Source organism: Nostoc sp. ATCC 53789, assembly GCF_009873495.1.
Classification (GTDB): Bacteria; Cyanobacteriota; Cyanobacteriia; order Cyanobacteriales; family Nostocaceae; genus Nostoc; species Nostoc muscorum_A.
Genome location: NZ_CP046703.1, coordinates 3,452,501 through 3,469,331 on the forward strand (window position 1 = coordinate 3,452,501; position 16,831 = coordinate 3,469,331).

General features: G+C 41.6%; 12 protein-coding genes, 1 tRNA gene and 2 rRNA genes (1 of these 15 only partly in view). 9 read left to right on the forward strand and 6 right to left on the reverse strand.

The genetic code is table 11. From position 1 onward, the window contains the following. Positions 1-1,085 (reverse strand): 23S ribosomal RNA (locus GJB62_RS14130); it reaches 1,809 nt to the left of the window's first position. Between the two features lie 360 nt (positions 1,086-1,445). Then, positions 1,446-2,939: ribosomal RNA gene (locus GJB62_RS14135) — 16S ribosomal RNA — on the reverse strand. Together the 16S and 23S rRNA genes form the textbook arrangement of a ribosomal RNA operon. Before the next feature lie 634 nt (positions 2,940-3,573). Between GJB62_RS14135 and rsmA the strand changes: the two genes are divergently transcribed. The 3 genes from rsmA to GJB62_RS14150 all read left to right on the forward strand — a co-directional run bounded on the left by rsmA (position 3,574) and on the right by GJB62_RS14150 (position 5,849). Then, a complete protein-coding gene (gene rsmA / locus GJB62_RS14140; protein ID WP_114086264.1) occupies positions 3,574-4,434 on the forward strand; it encodes a 16S rRNA (adenine(1518)-N(6)/adenine(1519)-N(6))-dimethyltransferase RsmA in 861 nt (286 codons plus the stop codon). Between the two features lie 70 nt (positions 4,435-4,504). After that, a complete protein-coding gene (ispE, locus tag GJB62_RS14145; protein ID WP_114086265.1) occupies positions 4,505-5,458 on the forward strand; it encodes a 4-(cytidine 5'-diphospho)-2-C-methyl-D-erythritol kinase in 954 nt (317 codons plus the stop codon). Positions 5,459-5,519: 61 nt separating this feature from the next. Continuing rightward, positions 5,520-5,849, forward strand: coding sequence for a DUF3082 domain-containing protein (locus tag GJB62_RS14150; RefSeq protein WP_114086266.1), 330 nt, complete (start codon positions 5,520-5,522; stop codon positions 5,847-5,849). Between the two features lie 14 nt (positions 5,850-5,863). Here the strand turns inward: GJB62_RS14150 and GJB62_RS14155 are convergent, their stop codons facing one another. Further along, the gene (locus GJB62_RS14155; protein ID WP_114086267.1) at positions 5,864-6,733 is read right to left on the reverse strand and encodes a response regulator; all 870 of its coding nucleotides are present in this window, start codon (positions 6,731-6,733) and stop codon (positions 5,864-5,866) included. 1,738 nt (positions 6,734-8,471) lie between these two features. Between GJB62_RS14155 and GJB62_RS14160 the strand changes: the two genes are divergently transcribed. The 6 genes from GJB62_RS14160 (at position 8,472) to GJB62_RS14185 (ending at position 12,781) form a co-directional block, all read left to right on the forward strand. Beyond that, entirely contained in the window at positions 8,472-8,750 is a 279-nt protein-coding gene (locus GJB62_RS14160; protein WP_114086268.1) for a HetP family heterocyst commitment protein, read from the forward strand. 244 nt (positions 8,751-8,994) lie between these two features. After that, a complete protein-coding gene (gene trpC, locus GJB62_RS14165; RefSeq protein WP_114086269.1) occupies positions 8,995-9,846 on the forward strand; it encodes an indole-3-glycerol phosphate synthase TrpC in 852 nt (283 codons plus the stop codon). 266 nt (positions 9,847-10,112) lie between these two features. Further along, positions 10,113-10,718, forward strand: a complete 606-nt coding sequence (locus tag GJB62_RS14170) for a sporulation/spore germination protein (RefSeq protein WP_245246166.1) — start codon at positions 10,113-10,115, stop codon at positions 10,716-10,718. Between the two features lie 147 nt (positions 10,719-10,865). After that, positions 10,866-10,937, forward strand: a tRNA-Gly gene (locus GJB62_RS14175). Between the two features lie 153 nt (positions 10,938-11,090). Further along, on the forward strand, positions 11,091-12,272 hold the full coding sequence (locus tag GJB62_RS14180; RefSeq protein ID WP_114086271.1) for a low temperature requirement protein A: 1,182 nt from the start codon (positions 11,091-11,093) through the stop codon (positions 12,270-12,272). Between the two features lie 290 nt (positions 12,273-12,562). Then, positions 12,563-12,781: a hypothetical protein gene (locus tag GJB62_RS14185; RefSeq protein WP_012411184.1), complete on the forward strand. Its 219-nt coding sequence runs from the start codon at positions 12,563-12,565 to the stop codon at positions 12,779-12,781. A gap of 390 nt (positions 12,782-13,171) precedes the next feature. Here GJB62_RS14185 and ftsH3 read toward each other — a convergent pair whose 3' ends face one another. The 3 genes from ftsH3 to GJB62_RS14200 all read right to left on the reverse strand — a co-directional run bounded on the left by ftsH3 (position 13,172) and on the right by GJB62_RS14200 (position 16,741). Beyond that, on the reverse strand, positions 13,172-15,013 hold the full coding sequence (gene ftsH3, locus GJB62_RS14190) for an ATP-dependent zinc metalloprotease FtsH3 (protein WP_012411183.1): 1,842 nt from the start codon (positions 15,011-15,013) through the stop codon (positions 13,172-13,174). A 113-nt stretch (positions 15,014-15,126) separates the two neighbouring features. After that, a complete protein-coding gene (locus GJB62_RS14195; RefSeq protein WP_181852965.1) occupies positions 15,127-15,921 on the reverse strand; it encodes an aminotransferase class IV in 795 nt (264 codons plus the stop codon). A gap of 34 nt (positions 15,922-15,955) precedes the next feature. Then, positions 15,956-16,741: a hypothetical protein gene (locus GJB62_RS14200; RefSeq protein ID WP_114086272.1), complete on the reverse strand. Its 786-nt coding sequence runs from the start codon at positions 16,739-16,741 to the stop codon at positions 15,956-15,958. Positions 16,742-16,831: the final 90 nt, after the last annotated feature.

Below are 16,831 nucleotides of genomic sequence, written 5' to 3' on the forward strand. Positions count from 1 at the left end.
GGCAAACCTCCTAGTTGTCTGTGCACTCTCACCTCCTTTATCACTTAGCGATGATTTGGGGACCTTAGCTGGTGGTCTGGGCTGTTTCCCTCTTGACAATGAAGCTTATCCCCCACTGTCTCACTGGCAATGTGTGCTCTGGGTATTCAGAGTTTGTCTCGATTTGGTACCGGTCTCCCAGCCCGCACCGAAACAGTGCTTTACCCCCCAGATATAATCATTACCGCTGCGCCTAAACACATTTCGGGGAGAACCAGCTAGCTCCTGGTTCGATTGGCATTTCACCCCTAACCACAACTCATCCGCTGATTTTTCAACATCAGTCGGTGCGGACCTCCACTTGGTGTTACCCAAGCTTCATCCTGGCCATGGTTAGATCACCAGGGTTCGGGTCTATAAACACTGATTATCGCCCTTTTCAGACTCGGTTTCCCTTTGGCTCCAGCATTCTCGCTTTAACCTACCAGTGCCTATAAGTCGCCGGCTCATTCTTCAACAGGCACGCGGTCAGACTTTTAAATAGTCCTCCCACTGCTTGTAAGCTAACGGTTTCATGTTCTATTTCACTCCCCTTCCGGGGTTCTTTTCACCTTTCCCTCGCGGTACTGGTTCACTATCGGTCACACAGTAGTATTTAGCCTTACGAGGTGGTCCTCGCTGATTCACATGGGATTCCTCGTGCCCCATGCTACTCGGGATTCAGCTACTATCCTTGAGTTTTCAACTACAGGACTTTCACCTTCTTTGGTGCAGTATTTAGCTGCTTCGTTTAACCGCTAGATTCGATATTGCTGTCCCACTACCCCAATCGGTAAACCAATTGGTTTAGGCTCTTCCCCTTTCGCTCACCACTACTTAGGGAATCTCTGTTTTGATTTCTCTTCCTCCAGCTACTAAGATGTTTCAATTCGCTGGGTTGGCTCTCTCCTGCCTATATATTCAGCAGGTAGTATATAGGGTTGCCCCATTCGGAAATCTCCGGCTCAATGTTTGCTTCCAACTCCCCGGAGCATATCGTCGGTAACCACGTCCTTCATCGCCTCTGTGTGCCTAGGTATCCACCGTTAGCCCTTATTAGCTTGACCACTCAATTCATTTGGTGTTTCACAATTTGCATTCACAAAAACAAATAGTTAGTTCTGCTTACCTCGTCACTTCGCACTGATTTTACTCAGCACTCACAACTCAGCACTCAGCACTAAGAATGTCTGTGTCTGCCTGCTATTTTCGCGTTTCTATGCAGTTTTCAAGGTTCTGGCTGAGATACAACTCAGCAGTCTGACACGAGTGTCATGTTGCTGAACTCTCACTCTTTTTTTGTTTATATTCTGAACCATTAATACTTTGAAAGCTTTATACCAATTCTCGACCGACCTAGGTTAGACCAACTTACTATCTATTTAACTGTGTGTTTTTCGATATGTAAGGGGTGTAGGTCTCCCTAAAAAGGAGGTGATCCAGCCACACCTTCCGGTACGGCTACCTTGTTACGACTTCACCCCAGTCACCAGTCCTGCCTTAGGCATCCTCCTCCACGAATGGTTGGAGTAATGACTTCGGGCACTACCAGCTTCCATGGTGTGACGGGCGGTGTGTACAAGGCCCGGGAACGAATTCACTGCAGTATGCTGACCTGCAATTACTAGCGATTCCTCCTTCACGCAGGCGAGTTGCAGCCTGCGATCTGAACTGAGCTCCGGTTTACGGGATTTGCTTGCATTCGCATGCTTGCTGCCCTCTGTCCGGAGCATTGTAGTACGTGTGTAGCCCAAGGCGTAAGGGGCATGCTGACTTGACGTCATCCCCACCTTCCTCCGGTTTGTCACCGGCAGTCTCTCTAGAGTGCCCAACTTAATGCTGGCAACTAAAAACGAGGGTTGCGCTCGTTGCGGGACTTAACCCAACATCTCACGACACGAGCTGACGACAGCCATGCACCACCTGTGTTCGCGCTCCCGAAGGCACTCTTCCCTTTCAAGAAGATTCGCGACATGTCAAGCCTTGGTAAGGTTCTTCGCGTTGCATCGAATTAAACCACATACTCCACCGCTTGTGCGGGCCCCCCCGTCAATTCCTTTGAGTTTCACCGTTGCTTAAGCGTACTCCCCAGGCGGGATACTTAACGCGTTAGCTACGGCACGGCTCGGGTCGATACAAGCCACGCCTAGTATCCATCGTTTACGGCTAGGACTACTGGGGTATCTAATCCCATTCGCTCCCCTAGCTTTCGTCCCTCAGTGTCAGTTACGCCTAGCAGAGCGCCTTCGCCACCTAAGTGTTCTTCCTGATCTCTACGCATTTCACCGCTACACCAGGAATTCCCTCTGCCCCGAACGTACTCTAGCTATGTAGTTTCCACTGCTTTTATCTAGTTGAGCTAGACTCTTTAACAGCAGACTTACATTGCCACCTGCGGACGCTTTACGCCCAATCATTCCGGATAACGCTTGCATCCTCCGTATTACCGCGGCTGCTGGCACGGAGTTAGCCGATGCTTATTCCTCAGGTACCGTCATTGTGTTCTTCCCTGAGAAAAGAGGTTTACGACCCAAGAGCCTTCCTCCCTCACGCGGTATTGCTCCGTCAGGCTTTCGCCCATTGCGGAAAATTCCCCACTGCTGCCTCCCGTAGGAGTCTGGGCCGTGTCTCAGTCCCAGTGTGGCTGATCGTCCTCTCAGACCAGCTACTGATCGTCGCCTTGGGAGTCCATTACACTTCCAACTAGCTAATCAGACGCGAGCTCATCTCTAGGCAGTTAACCTTTCACCTCTCGGCACATCCGGTATTAGCCACCGTTTCCAGTGGTTGTCCCAGACCTAGAGCCAGATTCTCACGCGTTACTCACCCGTCCGCCACTGTGTCCGAAGACACCGTTCGACTTGCATGTGTTAAGCATACCGCCAGCGTTCATCCTGAGCCAGGATCAAACTCTCCGTTTTGTTGTGTTTCGAGTTTGTGTATCCGAAAAAAATATTTTTCGGAATCCTAGTTACTAATTTTGGTTATTATCTTTTTGGGGTTTCCAAAAATTAAAATCCTTTGACGAGGATTGGTTTTTCTTTAAGCTTTCAAAGTATTATGTTTTTCAGGTTCAGTGGTGGTTGGCTTCTCTCGCCTTTCCACTTAACTAGAGTAACTAGTCATCCCCTGGTTTGTCAAGGGGTAAATTTATTTTTTTTTATAAAAGGGCAAATCTCTTGGCTGGCATTACTTTCAAGTGAATGACTTAAGCAATATAGGCAAGGCATAGACGCAGTAGCTGAACTTTATATAGCTAGTTAGTTTTTCTAAATTGGCTCTGATGCAAGCTAAGGATTATAGTAATCATTATCGAAAAAGATAGGAGGCAGTCTTGCTGGAGGGATTTATCCTAAATCCAAATGCCTGAACTAACTATATATAAGAATATAAAAGCATAGTTGTTCCAGAGCCTCCGGTTAAAGGCTCCCATCTTATGACTAGATGCCTACCCCACAAGATTCGTTACAGTGAGTCTAGCGCTGTAGACGGATTTCACAATTTATAATAAGTTTTTGAGAAAAAGCTAAAAACTAGACTAGGCAATAAATACAGATGATCCGACCGCGTAAGGTCTTTGCTCAACATTGGCTCAAAAGTGAAAAGGCGCTCGACGCAATTATAAAAGCAGCGGAGTGTACAGAAAGCGATCGCTCCGTCAAAGGCGATCGCATCCTGGAAATTGGGCCTGGAACTGGTATTCTAACTCGTCGTTTATTACCCTTAGTGCAATCTCTGATTGCAGTAGAGATAGACCGCGACTTATGCCATCTGTTGTCAAAGCAACTGGGTAAGACTGAAAATTTCTTATTGCTGCAAGGCGATTTTCTCACCCTGGATTTACCATCTTATTTGGTAGCCTTTCCCAATTTCCAAAAGCCAAACAAAGTAGTAGCCAATATTCCCTACAACATTACAGGGCCAATCATTGAGAAACTACTGGGTACGATCGCAAATCCCAACCCCGAACCATTTGACTCTATAGTATTGCTGGTACAAAAAGAGGTGGCAGAAAGGTTGTATGCTAAACCAGGATCAAAAACCTTTGGGGCGTTGACCGTGCGGGTACAGTATTTGGCTGAGTGTGAGTTAATCTGCACAGTCCCAGCCTCTGCATTCCATCCAGCGCCAAAAGTTGATTCAGCAGTGGTAAGATTACGTCCCCGAAAAATAGAAATACCAGCGCTTAATCCCCGACAGTTAGAGACTTTCTTGAAGTTGGGGTTTGGTGCCAAGCGCAAAATGTTACGAAATAATTTGCAATCTGTTATAGAACGCGATCGCCTGAGCCACTTACTGGAACAATTAAAAATAAATCCCCAAGCCAGAGCCGAAGATATCAGCGTTCAGCAATGGGTAATCCTAGCAAATGAACTGGCAGTAGAGAGTGGGGAGCAGGGAGTAGGAAATAGATGACAAGATAAAATGGATTTTTTCCCATTCCCCAATTCCGCATTGCCCATTTCCCATTCCCCATTCTTATAAAATGCGTTCCTACAGCTTAATTGCGCCTGCTAAAATCAACTTGTATCTGGAAATCATTGGCGATCGCCCCGATGGTTATCATGAGTTAGCCATGATACTTCAAAGTATCGGACTTTCAGATCAAATTGATGTGCGTTCCATCAGCACTGACAGCATTCGTGTTCACTGCAACCACCCACAAGTACCGACAGATAAAACTAATCTGGCATACCGGGCAGCAGAATTAATGGTCAGGCAATTTCCCGAAGCCTTTGCTAAATATGGCGGTGTGGAGATTACCGTCAATAAGCAGATTCCTGTAGCGGCTGGGTTGGCTGGGGGTTCGACGAATGCAGCAGCTGTGTTAGTGGGTATAGATTTACTGTGGAAGTTGGGATTAACTCAGTCTGAATTAGAAGAGTTAGGAGGTACACTCGGTTCTGATGTCCCATTTTGTGTAGCGGGTGGAACTGCGATCGCAACAGGTAGGGGTGAGCAACTTTCTCTCCTGCCGAGTTTAGATAACATATATATAGTATTGGGGAAATACCGCAGTCTGGAAGTTTCCACACCTTGGGCATACAAAACCTATCGACAGCAGTTTGGTAATTCTTATATTAGAGATACCGATAATTTGGTAGCACGTGCTAGTGCAGTTCATTCAGGAGCAATAGTAAAAGCTATCTTGCATAAAGATACGAGGGAAATTGCCCAAAAATTGCACAATGATTTAGAGCATGTGGTATTGCCAGCCTATCCTCAAGTTTTGCAGTTGCGAGAAGTGTTTGCAAATCAGGAAGGCGTGTTAGGAACAATGATGTCTGGTTCTGGCCCAACAGTATTTGCTCTTTTTGAGTCTCAACAGCAGGCAGAACTAGTTTTGCAGCAAGTAAGGGAAGCAATTATTGATGAGGACTTAGAATTGTTTGTAACTCGGACAATTACGCATGGTATTAAAGTGACATCATCTGTTTAAATAATTCTTTTTCCTTAATTAAGGATAATGTCCCAACTAAAAATCTGAAATCCAAAATCCTATGAGTGACCAAAATTTAACGCCACCAACTGATACTAAAATGTCGGCAGCAGCAAGTCCGTTACGCTGTTTAACTGGGGCAGTAATTTCTGGGGGAATGGGATATGCAATGTATTCGCTGATGATTGCGATCGCTACAAATTTTGCTGCTAAACCCCTCCATTCAATTAATCCATTAGTAATTAAAATTTCCTCTGCTGTTCGGACTCTGGTTGTTGGTGTAGTTGCTTTAGGAAGCGGAATATTTGGTATAGTAGCAATTGGTTTGTTGGCTTTGGGAGTGCAATTATTAATGCAGCAGTTGAGCAAGCAAAAAAGTAGTGAAAACTAGTAATTTGCTTTTAATCAGCAACCTAAAGGTACAAGTTTTTCTAATGCACCATGATTTTTGATCAATTGTAGCTTCGCGTTTTTAGAAGACTGAAAAAGTTGTTGCTGTTTTCTCCAAGTTTTGGGAGAAAGCCCGTGGTGTTGACGAAACTGACGAGAGAAATGACATGTATTTTGATAGCCCAGTGCAATAGCAATCTGGTCGATTGTCTGATTAGTATCTCTAAGTAAAGGACGTGCTGCTGCCATTCGACGCTTAACAATCCAAGCGTTTACAGTTTCTCCTGTTTGTTTGGCTACTCGGTTAGTCAAGTAAGCAGGCGAATAACCAACCGCAAGAGCCACATCAGACAAAGTAATTCCTTGGCGATAATTAGCTTCAATAAAGTCGAAAACCGCTTTCAGTTGGGGAACAGATGGAAAAATGGACTCAGAGTTGAACGATGAAGGTGGTGATTGAGCGGCTTGATGAGAGTTAGTAGCGTACCAATACCTCAAAAAAGCTTGCTTTTCTAATCGGACAGCGATCGCTCTGAGCAAATCTTCTATACTAGAGGGTTTAGTCAGATAATCATCCGCTCCCAACTCCATACCTTTGCGAACATCTGTTTGAGTATTACTCCCAGTCAAAAAAATGAAAGGAATAATTGCTGTGTGAGGATCTTGGCGCAACCTAGCCAAAACGGTGTAGCCATCCATATCTGGCATTTGAATATCGCAAATCACTAAGTCGGGTAAATGCTGTTGTGCTTTCTGGATACCAGCTACTCCATCTTCAGCACCTATGGTGTCAAAACCTTGAGCCTCAAGAACTTCTAAGAAGAGATTGCGAGTAACAGCATCATCTTCAATTACAAGAATTTTTTTCGACGATTCGTATCTCATTTTTCCATCACTAGGATTTTTGTGGCAGGGAATGATGACCAAATTCTATGCCGAGTCATTTGTCAAAAAAGTTATGTGTGTTGAGTTGAAAATATTATTAATTAACAACTCAGAACACTACCATTAGGAAACCAGCAAATCTCTAATTCTGGCTGTAGCACCAATGAAGAGTTAGATTAAACTAACGTAATAAAGGCCAGAATCAATATCCCTAGTCACTCGGTTAAATAAGTCAGTGCTATAGCCATTGATGAGTTGCTAATCATAAATTTCTAAAATCATCATGGTGCTATTGGCTATTTATAAATAAATGGAATTCAAAAGAATCAGAAGTTATTTAGTGCTTTTAAAGATAATTTTAACAATAAAAAGAGAGATTTTTATATTGGTAATATAAAGATATTATTGCTAGATACATAAGTAAGCACTATCTTAGTATTCATTCAATATTAGAAGAGTAAAATAGTGTTTATTCTTACTGACCGATAATTATTTTTTATAAATTAAAACCAGATATATAAGACTTGATATAGTCAAAATTACAATATCAAAAAACTACCTTTTTTATCCTTTTGACTATATTAATAAAATTAAGGCCAATATCTGATGTTTATGCTTTAACCTAATTCACATAGATATACATAACTGACTTCTACCCATTAGATATAACAATAATGCAGTTTTTAGCCATCTTCAGCAATTTATCTCTGAGAAAGATTTTGATCATCTCTTTCAAAGTTATATCCAAAAATGCGATAAATAATATGCTGCAAAACTCTATGCTAATTTTGATTTTAGCTAATCATTTATAACTGTTATGCAATCAAGATAAGAACCATGAGTCAAAAACTTTAGCGCATAATAAAATAATTTTGTCAATTCTAATTTAGATATATTTGTTCTAAGATTTATAGTTTTAATAAGTAAATTATTGCTCATTAATTTAACTGACCCTAAATTTGCTCACTTAGGTATCTAATAACATGATTGGACAGCTTGTCATCTGTCACAAGGAGTAAATTATTTTTATCGCTCATGCACTTATAGCTTACAAATATTCCAAAAGAAATAGGAAATATTAAGCAAGGATGTATTGATAAATACAATTTATGATTTTCTTTGGTACTTATATCTTCTGAAAGGTCTAATTAGAGGACATTGCAAGAGAAGTTCAATAAAATCACATCTCTTTACTACATATATAAAACTTAATAAATTCTATATCCCCTTTCCAAAGTCTAAGTTGGTTTGACGCTAATAAAAATAAATAAGATTTCAAAAGCGAAAAAATAGACATATCTATCAAAAAATCGTTCATATACTCCTTTGCTAAAGATTGAGTAAGCTTAACGAAGAAGCAGCTTCTGCAATACGGTTTATCTGTAAGAGCGGGTTTAACAAGATATTTTATGATTCTAGTTAATCCCGCCCCTACTTTCAATATAAAGTTGTAATAGTTATTAACTTTATTTAAGTTAACTTAAGCATTATTTTGTAATCTTGTTATTTCAAATATGGAAAATGCTCTTGAAGAAATTGCAGCAAATAATGTGATTCGTGGAGTCAAATATTAAACATTTATAATAGTTAATCATTTTTAGAATAAGTCCGGCTGGTATTTATTGTAATAGATGTGCAGGCATCAAAGCTAGATGATTTGCTGGATTGGAGAAAGGAAAAAGAAGATAAATGTTGCCAAATACAAAACAGTTTTTATTTATATACACGAGCGTATTTTATGACTCAAAATCTCACTGATTATCAAACAGAAACGGTTAAAAAAATCAACAATGAACAAATTGAGCAAATTCTCAAAGCGATTATTGCTGGGAAATATTCCTGGGCATGTGTTTTAATTCTGCGGTTTGCTGGCTACAATCCCATAGACTATATACCTTACCGCACCTACATTCGACTGCTCAAAAATAACTGCTTAGTTGAAAGTTCAAAACAAAATACAACTGATAATAAGGCTGTAGAAGCGTTAAGCCTAAAATCGACCTGGCTTCATCTTTGAAAATGAAAATAATCAAGATAGTACGATTACTATAAATGAATGTCAGAAATTGAGGCTATTTCAAGGAAATTGACCACAAAGTTCCACGAGGCAAGGATGAAGACTGAAAACTTTAAATGTCCGGTTATTTACAGATATCTATTTGTTAAAGGCATTTCCACAAAGGCCAATTAAGAAGAATATCTGTTAGATAGCCTGAAATTTTATAATTCATACTTTTTTGGTCACGCCATCCTTAGCAATTATGACTTACCCAGTTACTACCCCTAATAATTATTTGCAACCTACTCTGAAAGAGATTATATGGCAGAAAAAGCATGAAGTTGCACAAATCCAGCAAGAGATGTCTTTGGCTTCTTTGCAACGCCAGTTAGCTGCTGCGCCGACTGTGCGAGATTTTATCTCTGCTTTGCAACAGAGTCATTACCGACCTTCTATCATTGCAGAGGTGAAAAAAGCATCCCTAATTCATGGAATTATTAAAGCAGATTTGGACTCAGTAGCGATCGCTAAAGCTTATGAACGTGGTGGCGCAACTTGTATCTCTGTCTTCACCGATCAGAAGTTCTTTTATGGCAGCTTTGAAAATTTACGCACCATCCGCTACCGGGTAAAATTGCCTCTACTGTGCAAGGAATTCATTTTAGATCCCTGCCAAATTTATTTAGCACGGGCAGCAGGCGCTGATGCGGTGCTATTGATTGCGGCAATTCTCTCAGATAAAGAACTTCAAAACTTTTTGCGAGTGATTCACTATTTGGGAATGAATGCTTTGATAGAAGTCCATACTTTAGCAGAACTAGATCGGGTGCTAAAGCTTGATGATGTACGCCTAATAGGAATTAACAACCAAAGTCTAGAAGATTTTAGCGTCAATATTGACACAACTGAGCAACTATTGGTAGCTAGGCGATCGCAACTACAAAGCTTGGGTATTATCGTTGTCAGTGAGTCTGGCTTGTATACATCGGCTGATTTATCCCTTGTAGCTGAAGCTGGTACACATGCCGTTATACTTGGCGAATCTCTAGTTAAACAAGAAGATATACAACAGAGTGTGCGTAATCTGCTCAAACCTACAGCTATTTTCAGATAAATAGACCAAATTCTATATATCTTTCTTTGCCGCATTCTTGCTTTTCTAATCAAGCTTTTTTTGATTGGTGTAGACGCAAAAGAGCTTGTCGTCAAACATCGGTCATTGAAAAGCAGATGTTGTAATTTTGGTGTATAGTGTAACCCTCGACTTTAACAGATTTGGGGTTGACACTTTATAGACTGGCTGAAAATTCATAAATTTATACGGAATTAATACCAGCAACACTGAAATTGATAGCAACAACATCACTTATGAGCAAAATTATGAACACAACTAAAAGATATTTTTTACCCCTGATTTTTGTGACAATGGTTGTCAGCCTCAGCAGTTGTAGTTCTAACCCCACCGCTCGTAATATTGACAGCCCAAAGCCAGACCCTATAACAACACCAACCAATAGCGCATCTTCTCAGACTTCTAGCCAAATTCCTAGCGTAGCTCAGTTGAGAGAAAAATCTCCTAATCAAGAATCTCCTAAAGAAAATACGCCTTCCTCATCAACTCCTAAAGCTGTCACTAGCAAAACTACTAACGTCACGCTATACACAAGTGATAGCCAGTGTCAAGATTTCATTTCTGAAAAGGTTTCAGTACCAGCCGAAGAACCAGTTGCAAATGTAGTAAGTAAGATATTAGAAAAACGAGATACAAGCGACTTTAGCTTGTCTGGATATCGTGTCAACATCAAAAATGGCGTTGCTACAGTTGATCTGCGAATATCTCCTGAGTCAAAGCGGCAAATAGCTTCTCTTTCTAGTTGTGAACAGTTTGCTCTATTTGGCAGTCTCCGCAAAACCTTAATGAGTAATAGCCAATGGAATATTAAAAAGGTTCGCTTCACTGAGCGAGGTGAGGATATTGTTCTTTAGCTAAAGAAGCTAAAAAGATTTTTAATCTAAACAGCCACAGGACTTATACATCAGCAGTTGCGAAAACAGTAGATGTTTTAGCTAATTAGAAAACATCTGTAAATAGTGGTATAATTTACCTTAGCTTTAAGTTCATGGCAGCAATTCGCGGGCGTAATTCAGTGGTAGAATGTCATCTTCCCATGGTGAACGTCGTGGGTTCGAGTCCCATCGCCCGCTTTAAAATTTAAAATCTAAGCTACCAATATGATTGTTTCTGTTGGTATAGTCGCTTTTGAGTTTGTGTCAGATGCAGGGAGCAAAAGCGTCTAGACGCTCGCTAATAGATGACGGCTAATGGTAAAAAACAATTAGCGATTAGCAATTAGCACTATGGCAAATTTTCTCCAACCGCCAAGATTACGCATTGGTGAAGACACTGAAGAAGAACGACGCGCCACTTGGCTAGAACTTTTTTATGATTTGGTTTTTGTAGTTGCAGTTTCTCAACTCGCCCACAATCTCAACGAGGATGTTTCTCTATCAGGATTATTTGGGTTTGTAGTTCTATTTATACCGGTTTGGTGGTCATGGATTGGTACCACATTCTACGCCAACCGTTTTGATAGCGATGATGTAGGACATCGACTGCTGATTGGTATACAAATGCTCACAGCAGCAGCAATGGCTATTAATATCCACCACGGTTTGGGTGAGAGTTCCCCTGGTTTTGCCATTTCTTATGCTCTCGGCCGGGCTGTGCTTGTAATAGAGTATGTCCGTGCTGGAAGACATATTCCCTCCGCACGTCCTTTGACTACTCGCTACGCTATTGGTTTTGCGATCGCAGCCTTGCTTTGGTTGATATCAGCATTTGTACCCATTCCTTGGCGGTTCGGATTTTGGGCGTTAGGAATCATTATTGACTTTGCTACACCTTTAACAGGATACAAGTTTCAAATGGGGTTACTTCCCCACGCCTCCCACTTACCAGAACGTTTCGGGCTATTTACCATTATTGTCTTGGGTGAAGCAATCATTGCAGTGGTCAATGGTGTTTCTGAGCAGAAATGGGATATTTTAACTGTGATTTCTAGCGTGTTTGGTCTGATTATCGCCTTTAGCTGGTGGTGGGTTTATTTTGATAATTTGGGTGGTAAACCTATTGAGACGGCGCGGACAGAAGGAAAGGTAAGTGTTGTCAATCTCTGGTTATACACCCATTTACCGCTAGTAATTGGGATTACTGCTGCTGGTGTTGGTGTAGAACAAATTTTGTTGAGTAAGGCAACTTTAGCGCTACCCGATTCCCAGCGATGGCTCATCTGTGGTTCAGTAGCATTATGCTCTCTAGCTGTGAGTATTCTTCACCGATTTGGAGTGATCCGTTATTGCAAAATTCGTTCCCAGTACCGACTTGGGGGTGCAGTTGTGCTGATAGCGATCGCTATCTTTGGCAAAGGTTTGTTACCTGTTGCAGTCATTGCCCTTGTAGCTGTAGTTTCTGCTGTCCAAGTCGTTCAAGATTTGTATCAGAGTCGTCCCACTACCCGCTTGGTTGACCCGGAAATTTAGTTTAGGGGCTTCCAAAAAATAAATTATCCAAAATTATTTGTCCATTTGTAGGGGCGCACAGCAAGCTGTGCGCCCTTACTCAATTCATAGCCGTCTATCAGAGGTAGCAGAACCAAAGGAGGAATGTCATCATTAGATGATGTACCTTTGGGTATTGAAGTCAAGTAGGTGAAATATTTATTAATATTATAAATAGGCAGTGTAAATTCAACGGCAGGAGTCAGAAAAAATTCTTAGTGGCAGATATTTCGCATTAATCATCAAATTTCTCAACAACGGGATAGAAGCTCATGAAAGATCAGAAACCATCAGACTCTAAGCAATTCGTCGGAAATCTCAAGAACGGGATTTGGCTGTTTGGACTGTCATCCTGGGTATTTGGCATTACCGATCGCAGTATTGCTTCATTTGCAGATGGCTATCTATCAGCTTTAGACTTGACGCAACTATTCACTGCGGCTACATTCTTTGTGGCGTGGCTATTTTTGAAACCGGCATCCAGAGTTTAAGATCGGCGGCTGGTTGCGCTAGCACTGTCAAGATTCGGAAAGTTAGGGTATCGTCAGAGTTGGGCAAGCAAACTCGTGGATTGTACTTATGATGGGTTCGGGAATTTTTCACCATCCAGACTTCTCAAATTGTTGCTAGATTGGATCTTTTTCCTTTTGAGGTAAGAGTTATAGCTTTTTTGATTTGGGTGTATCTAAAAAAATTTTCTAATTTTCCGGAATTGATTATGCTCAGGTGGTAGTCTCTATCAGACAAGCGATTTATACTGAAACTCTATAACGAAACCTTCGGGGTATATAACCCCATAATAAAAGCCCGGTCATGAAGACCGGGCTTTTATTAATACTTAGGAGTTAGGAATTGTTCTTAACTCCTAACTACTAATTAAATTAGGCAAAAGCAGCAGTTGTCACATCGTTATTCGATAGAATTTCTTGCAACTCTTCAGCATCTACCGTTTCTTTCTCAACCAACATTTGGGCGATTTGATCTAAAATGTGGCGGTTGCCTACTAACACTTCTTTAGCGCGTGTATAGGCTACATCCACAAGTTTACGGACTTCTTCATCAATTGCGGCGGCAGTTTCTTCAGAGAAATCGCGCTCTGACATGATATCCCGTCCTAGGAACATGTTACCTTGCTGACGACCAAGGGCGACTGGGCCTAAGCGATCGCTCATACCAAATCGGGTAATCATCTGACGCGCAACCCGTGCTACTTGTTGCAAGTCATTAGAAGCACCGGTGGTAACTTCTTCTTCACCAAAGATTAATTCTTCAGCAATTCGACCACCCAAAGCTACAGCCATCTGATTTTCTAGATAAGCGCGGCTGTATAAACCTGTGTCCATCCGGTCTTCGCTGGGGGTAAACCAAGTTAAACCACCTGCGCGACCGCGAGGGATGATGCTAATTTTCTGTACTGGATCATAGTCTGGCATCAAAGCACCAACTAAGGCGTGACCAGCTTCGTGATAAGCAACCAAGGTTTTGCGCTTTTCGCTCATTACTCGGTCTTTCTTCTCTGGCCCAGCTAATACGCGGTCAATAGCATCGTTGATTTCATCCATCGAAATCTCAGTCAAATTCCGGCGGGCTGCCAAAATTGCGGCTTCATTCAACAGGTTTGATAAATCTGCACCAGTAAATCCAGGGGTACGACGGGCGATTTTATCCAAATCCACATCTTTCGCCAAGGTTTTGCCACGGGCATGTACCTTGAGGATTTCGCTGCGTCCGGCGTAGTCGGGACGGTCTACCACAACTTGACGGTCAAAGCGACCAGGACGCAACAGGGCTGCATCTAGAACATCAGGACGGTTGGTAGCGGCAATGATGATGATGCCAGTATTACCTTCAAAGCCATCCATTTCGGTGAGCAACTGGTTGAGGGTTTGTTCCCGCTCATCGTTACCACCACCTAAGCCAGCACCCCGTTGACGACCTACTGCGTCAATTTCATCGATGAAGACGATACAAGGAGCGTTGGTCTTAGCTTGTTCAAACAAATCGCGGACGCGGGATGCACCCACACCGACGAACATTTCCACAAATTCTGAACCGGAGATTGAGAAGAAGGGTACACCAGCTTCACCAGCTACGGCACGCGCGAGGAGGGTTTTACCTGTACCAGGAGGGCCAACTAAAAGTACACCTTTAGGGATTTTTGCACCAACGGCGGTAAAGCGATCGGCGTTTTTCAGAAAGTCTACAACTTCGTTTAATTCCAGCTTGGCTTGGTCAATACCAGCTACATCGCCAAATGTCACCTGAGTTTGTGGTTCCATTTGCACTCTGGCTTTGGATTTACCAAAGTTCATAGCTTGGCTGCCTGGGCCACTTTGAGCGCGACGTAGTAAGAAGAATAAGCCAACCAAAAGCAATACAGGGAAAAATAAGCTGCTCAGTGCCTTAAACCAAAATCCTTCGTCGGTTTGGGGCAAAACAGAAATATCAACGCCTTTAGAAGTCAAAGTATTGATCAAGTCTGGATCGTTGACTAAAGTAACAATCCGTTTAGCTGGGTCATATTTGGGTGTAACCAGTGCTGTGGAGCGATCTGCACTCAAACTGACTTTTTCTACTCTGCCTTGCTGAACTTCTTGAATAAAGCGACTATATCGCCATGTCTCTCTGCTTTGGGGTTGTTTGTCAAAAAATGCTGTTCCCAGCGCAATTACGACAATAAACAGCAGCGCGTACAGCCCTGCATTTCTCCATCTTTTATTCACTAAGGTCTATCCTCCGGTATTTTTCGCGCAATCGCCTAGCTTCTCTGCTCGGAAAGGTGATTATTAAGAATTATGTTAACTTATCTTAAGATATAACAAATTTGGCGTGGTTGTCATGCTAAAAAAAGCTCCCTTATTAGCTGAAAACTATGATGGTGGGGATTACATTGTAGCGACCCTGAAGGCTGATTAACGGTATGAATGGGAATAATCTCTACCACACTATTAGTGTAAGCGATCGCTTCAAATCTCTGGACTAACTCGGCACTCCAAGTTTCTTCTCGCACTGGCTGTTGGTGCTTTTGCAACCAGTTTACAAGTTGCGATCGCCCAATTCCCGGCAAAATTCCGGCTTTTATTGGTGGCGTGTACCAAGTGCGATCGCACCATCCCCAAAGGTTGCCTGTACTAGTTTCTAGCCAATTTCCTTGAACATCGACTAATATTGCTTCTTGAGCATCTGAGCTAGTTTTTGCCAACCAAGCACTCAAATAATTTCCAGTTTTATGAGAAGGGAGAGAGCGAGAAAATTCAGGACTCGCAACTGCACACGAAATACCATTTTTTTGTTTTTCTGTCAAATTTTGTGGTAATAATCTACCAGTTATCCATTCCCGTCCATCTGGAAAAAGGGTAATTCTGAGAACGGGGAAGTGTGCAAGGAGAATTTGAGCGCCTTGACGCAGACGGTTCCAATCGGGTTGTTGCCAACCAAAAGTTTGGATTGAGAAAAGTAAGCGATCGCAGTGTGCTTGCCAATTAGTTAAATTACTATCTAGGGAGTTCTCATAAACCCGCAATGTGGTAAAAATAGTTGCTCCATAAAGTAAACCCGGATCGTTAATGTTTAGTTCTAGGGTTTGAGAGTGAATTAATTTACCGTCATACCAAAAAATATTATTTGTCATTTATTCAATGCTCAATGCCCAATGCCCAATTTGCTTAATCTTTGGGGGGAAACATAATTTTTTTAGTACCTTCAGGAGTTGTAATTACCTTTCCTCCCAAAGCTTCAATCTCTCTAATTGCGCGTTTTTGAGTTCTCTCATCAACTTGATTATTTAAAACTATTGCCCAGGTAGCAATTTGAGCATATTTGCTGTTAGGGTTTCGATTCAGAAATTCAGCAGTTTTTTGAGAAGTATGAGCAATCATCTGACTTTCTGGATCTGAAAAGTTACTAGCCCAGTTTGCCGCCGTTGCAAAAGACTGTTCGGCTGCTTTAGCGTTGCCTAAAAATAATAATTCATCAACTCCTTTATAACGCCATACGTAATAAGACTTTTCGGGAACAAAGGGGGATAGTGATTTTAAGCCTTTCTCTGATAGTGCGATCGTGCGTTCTGGCATAGCAGCATACAATGAAGTACTAATAGAAAGACTCCGATATGCTGCTAAAAATCGTGGGTCACGTTCTAAAATTACTTCAAAATATTCTGGACTTAAACTGTAACCTGTTTTATCCCGAACTTCATCATCTCCGAAGTACTGTAAGAAATTGAGATATACCAAATCTGCAATTAAATTGTCATAACTAAAAGTAGGCATTTTTGTGAGAAAATTCAAACGGAGATGTTCTGATTTTATTTCTTTTTCCAGAGTTTCTAAAGAGGCAGATTGTTTACTATCTATAAGTGTTTGCAATTGAGGGAATTGAATCAAGCCAATTCCTAAAATAGACACACAAATTATAAAAGGTGTAGCTATGGCTTTACGCTGCAACAACATATTTTTCTTGTCTTATAAGGCAGAAGCAACTCATTATATATAATATACTTCTTATAAAATTACTCAGCTATATAGTCACACAAGAGTATC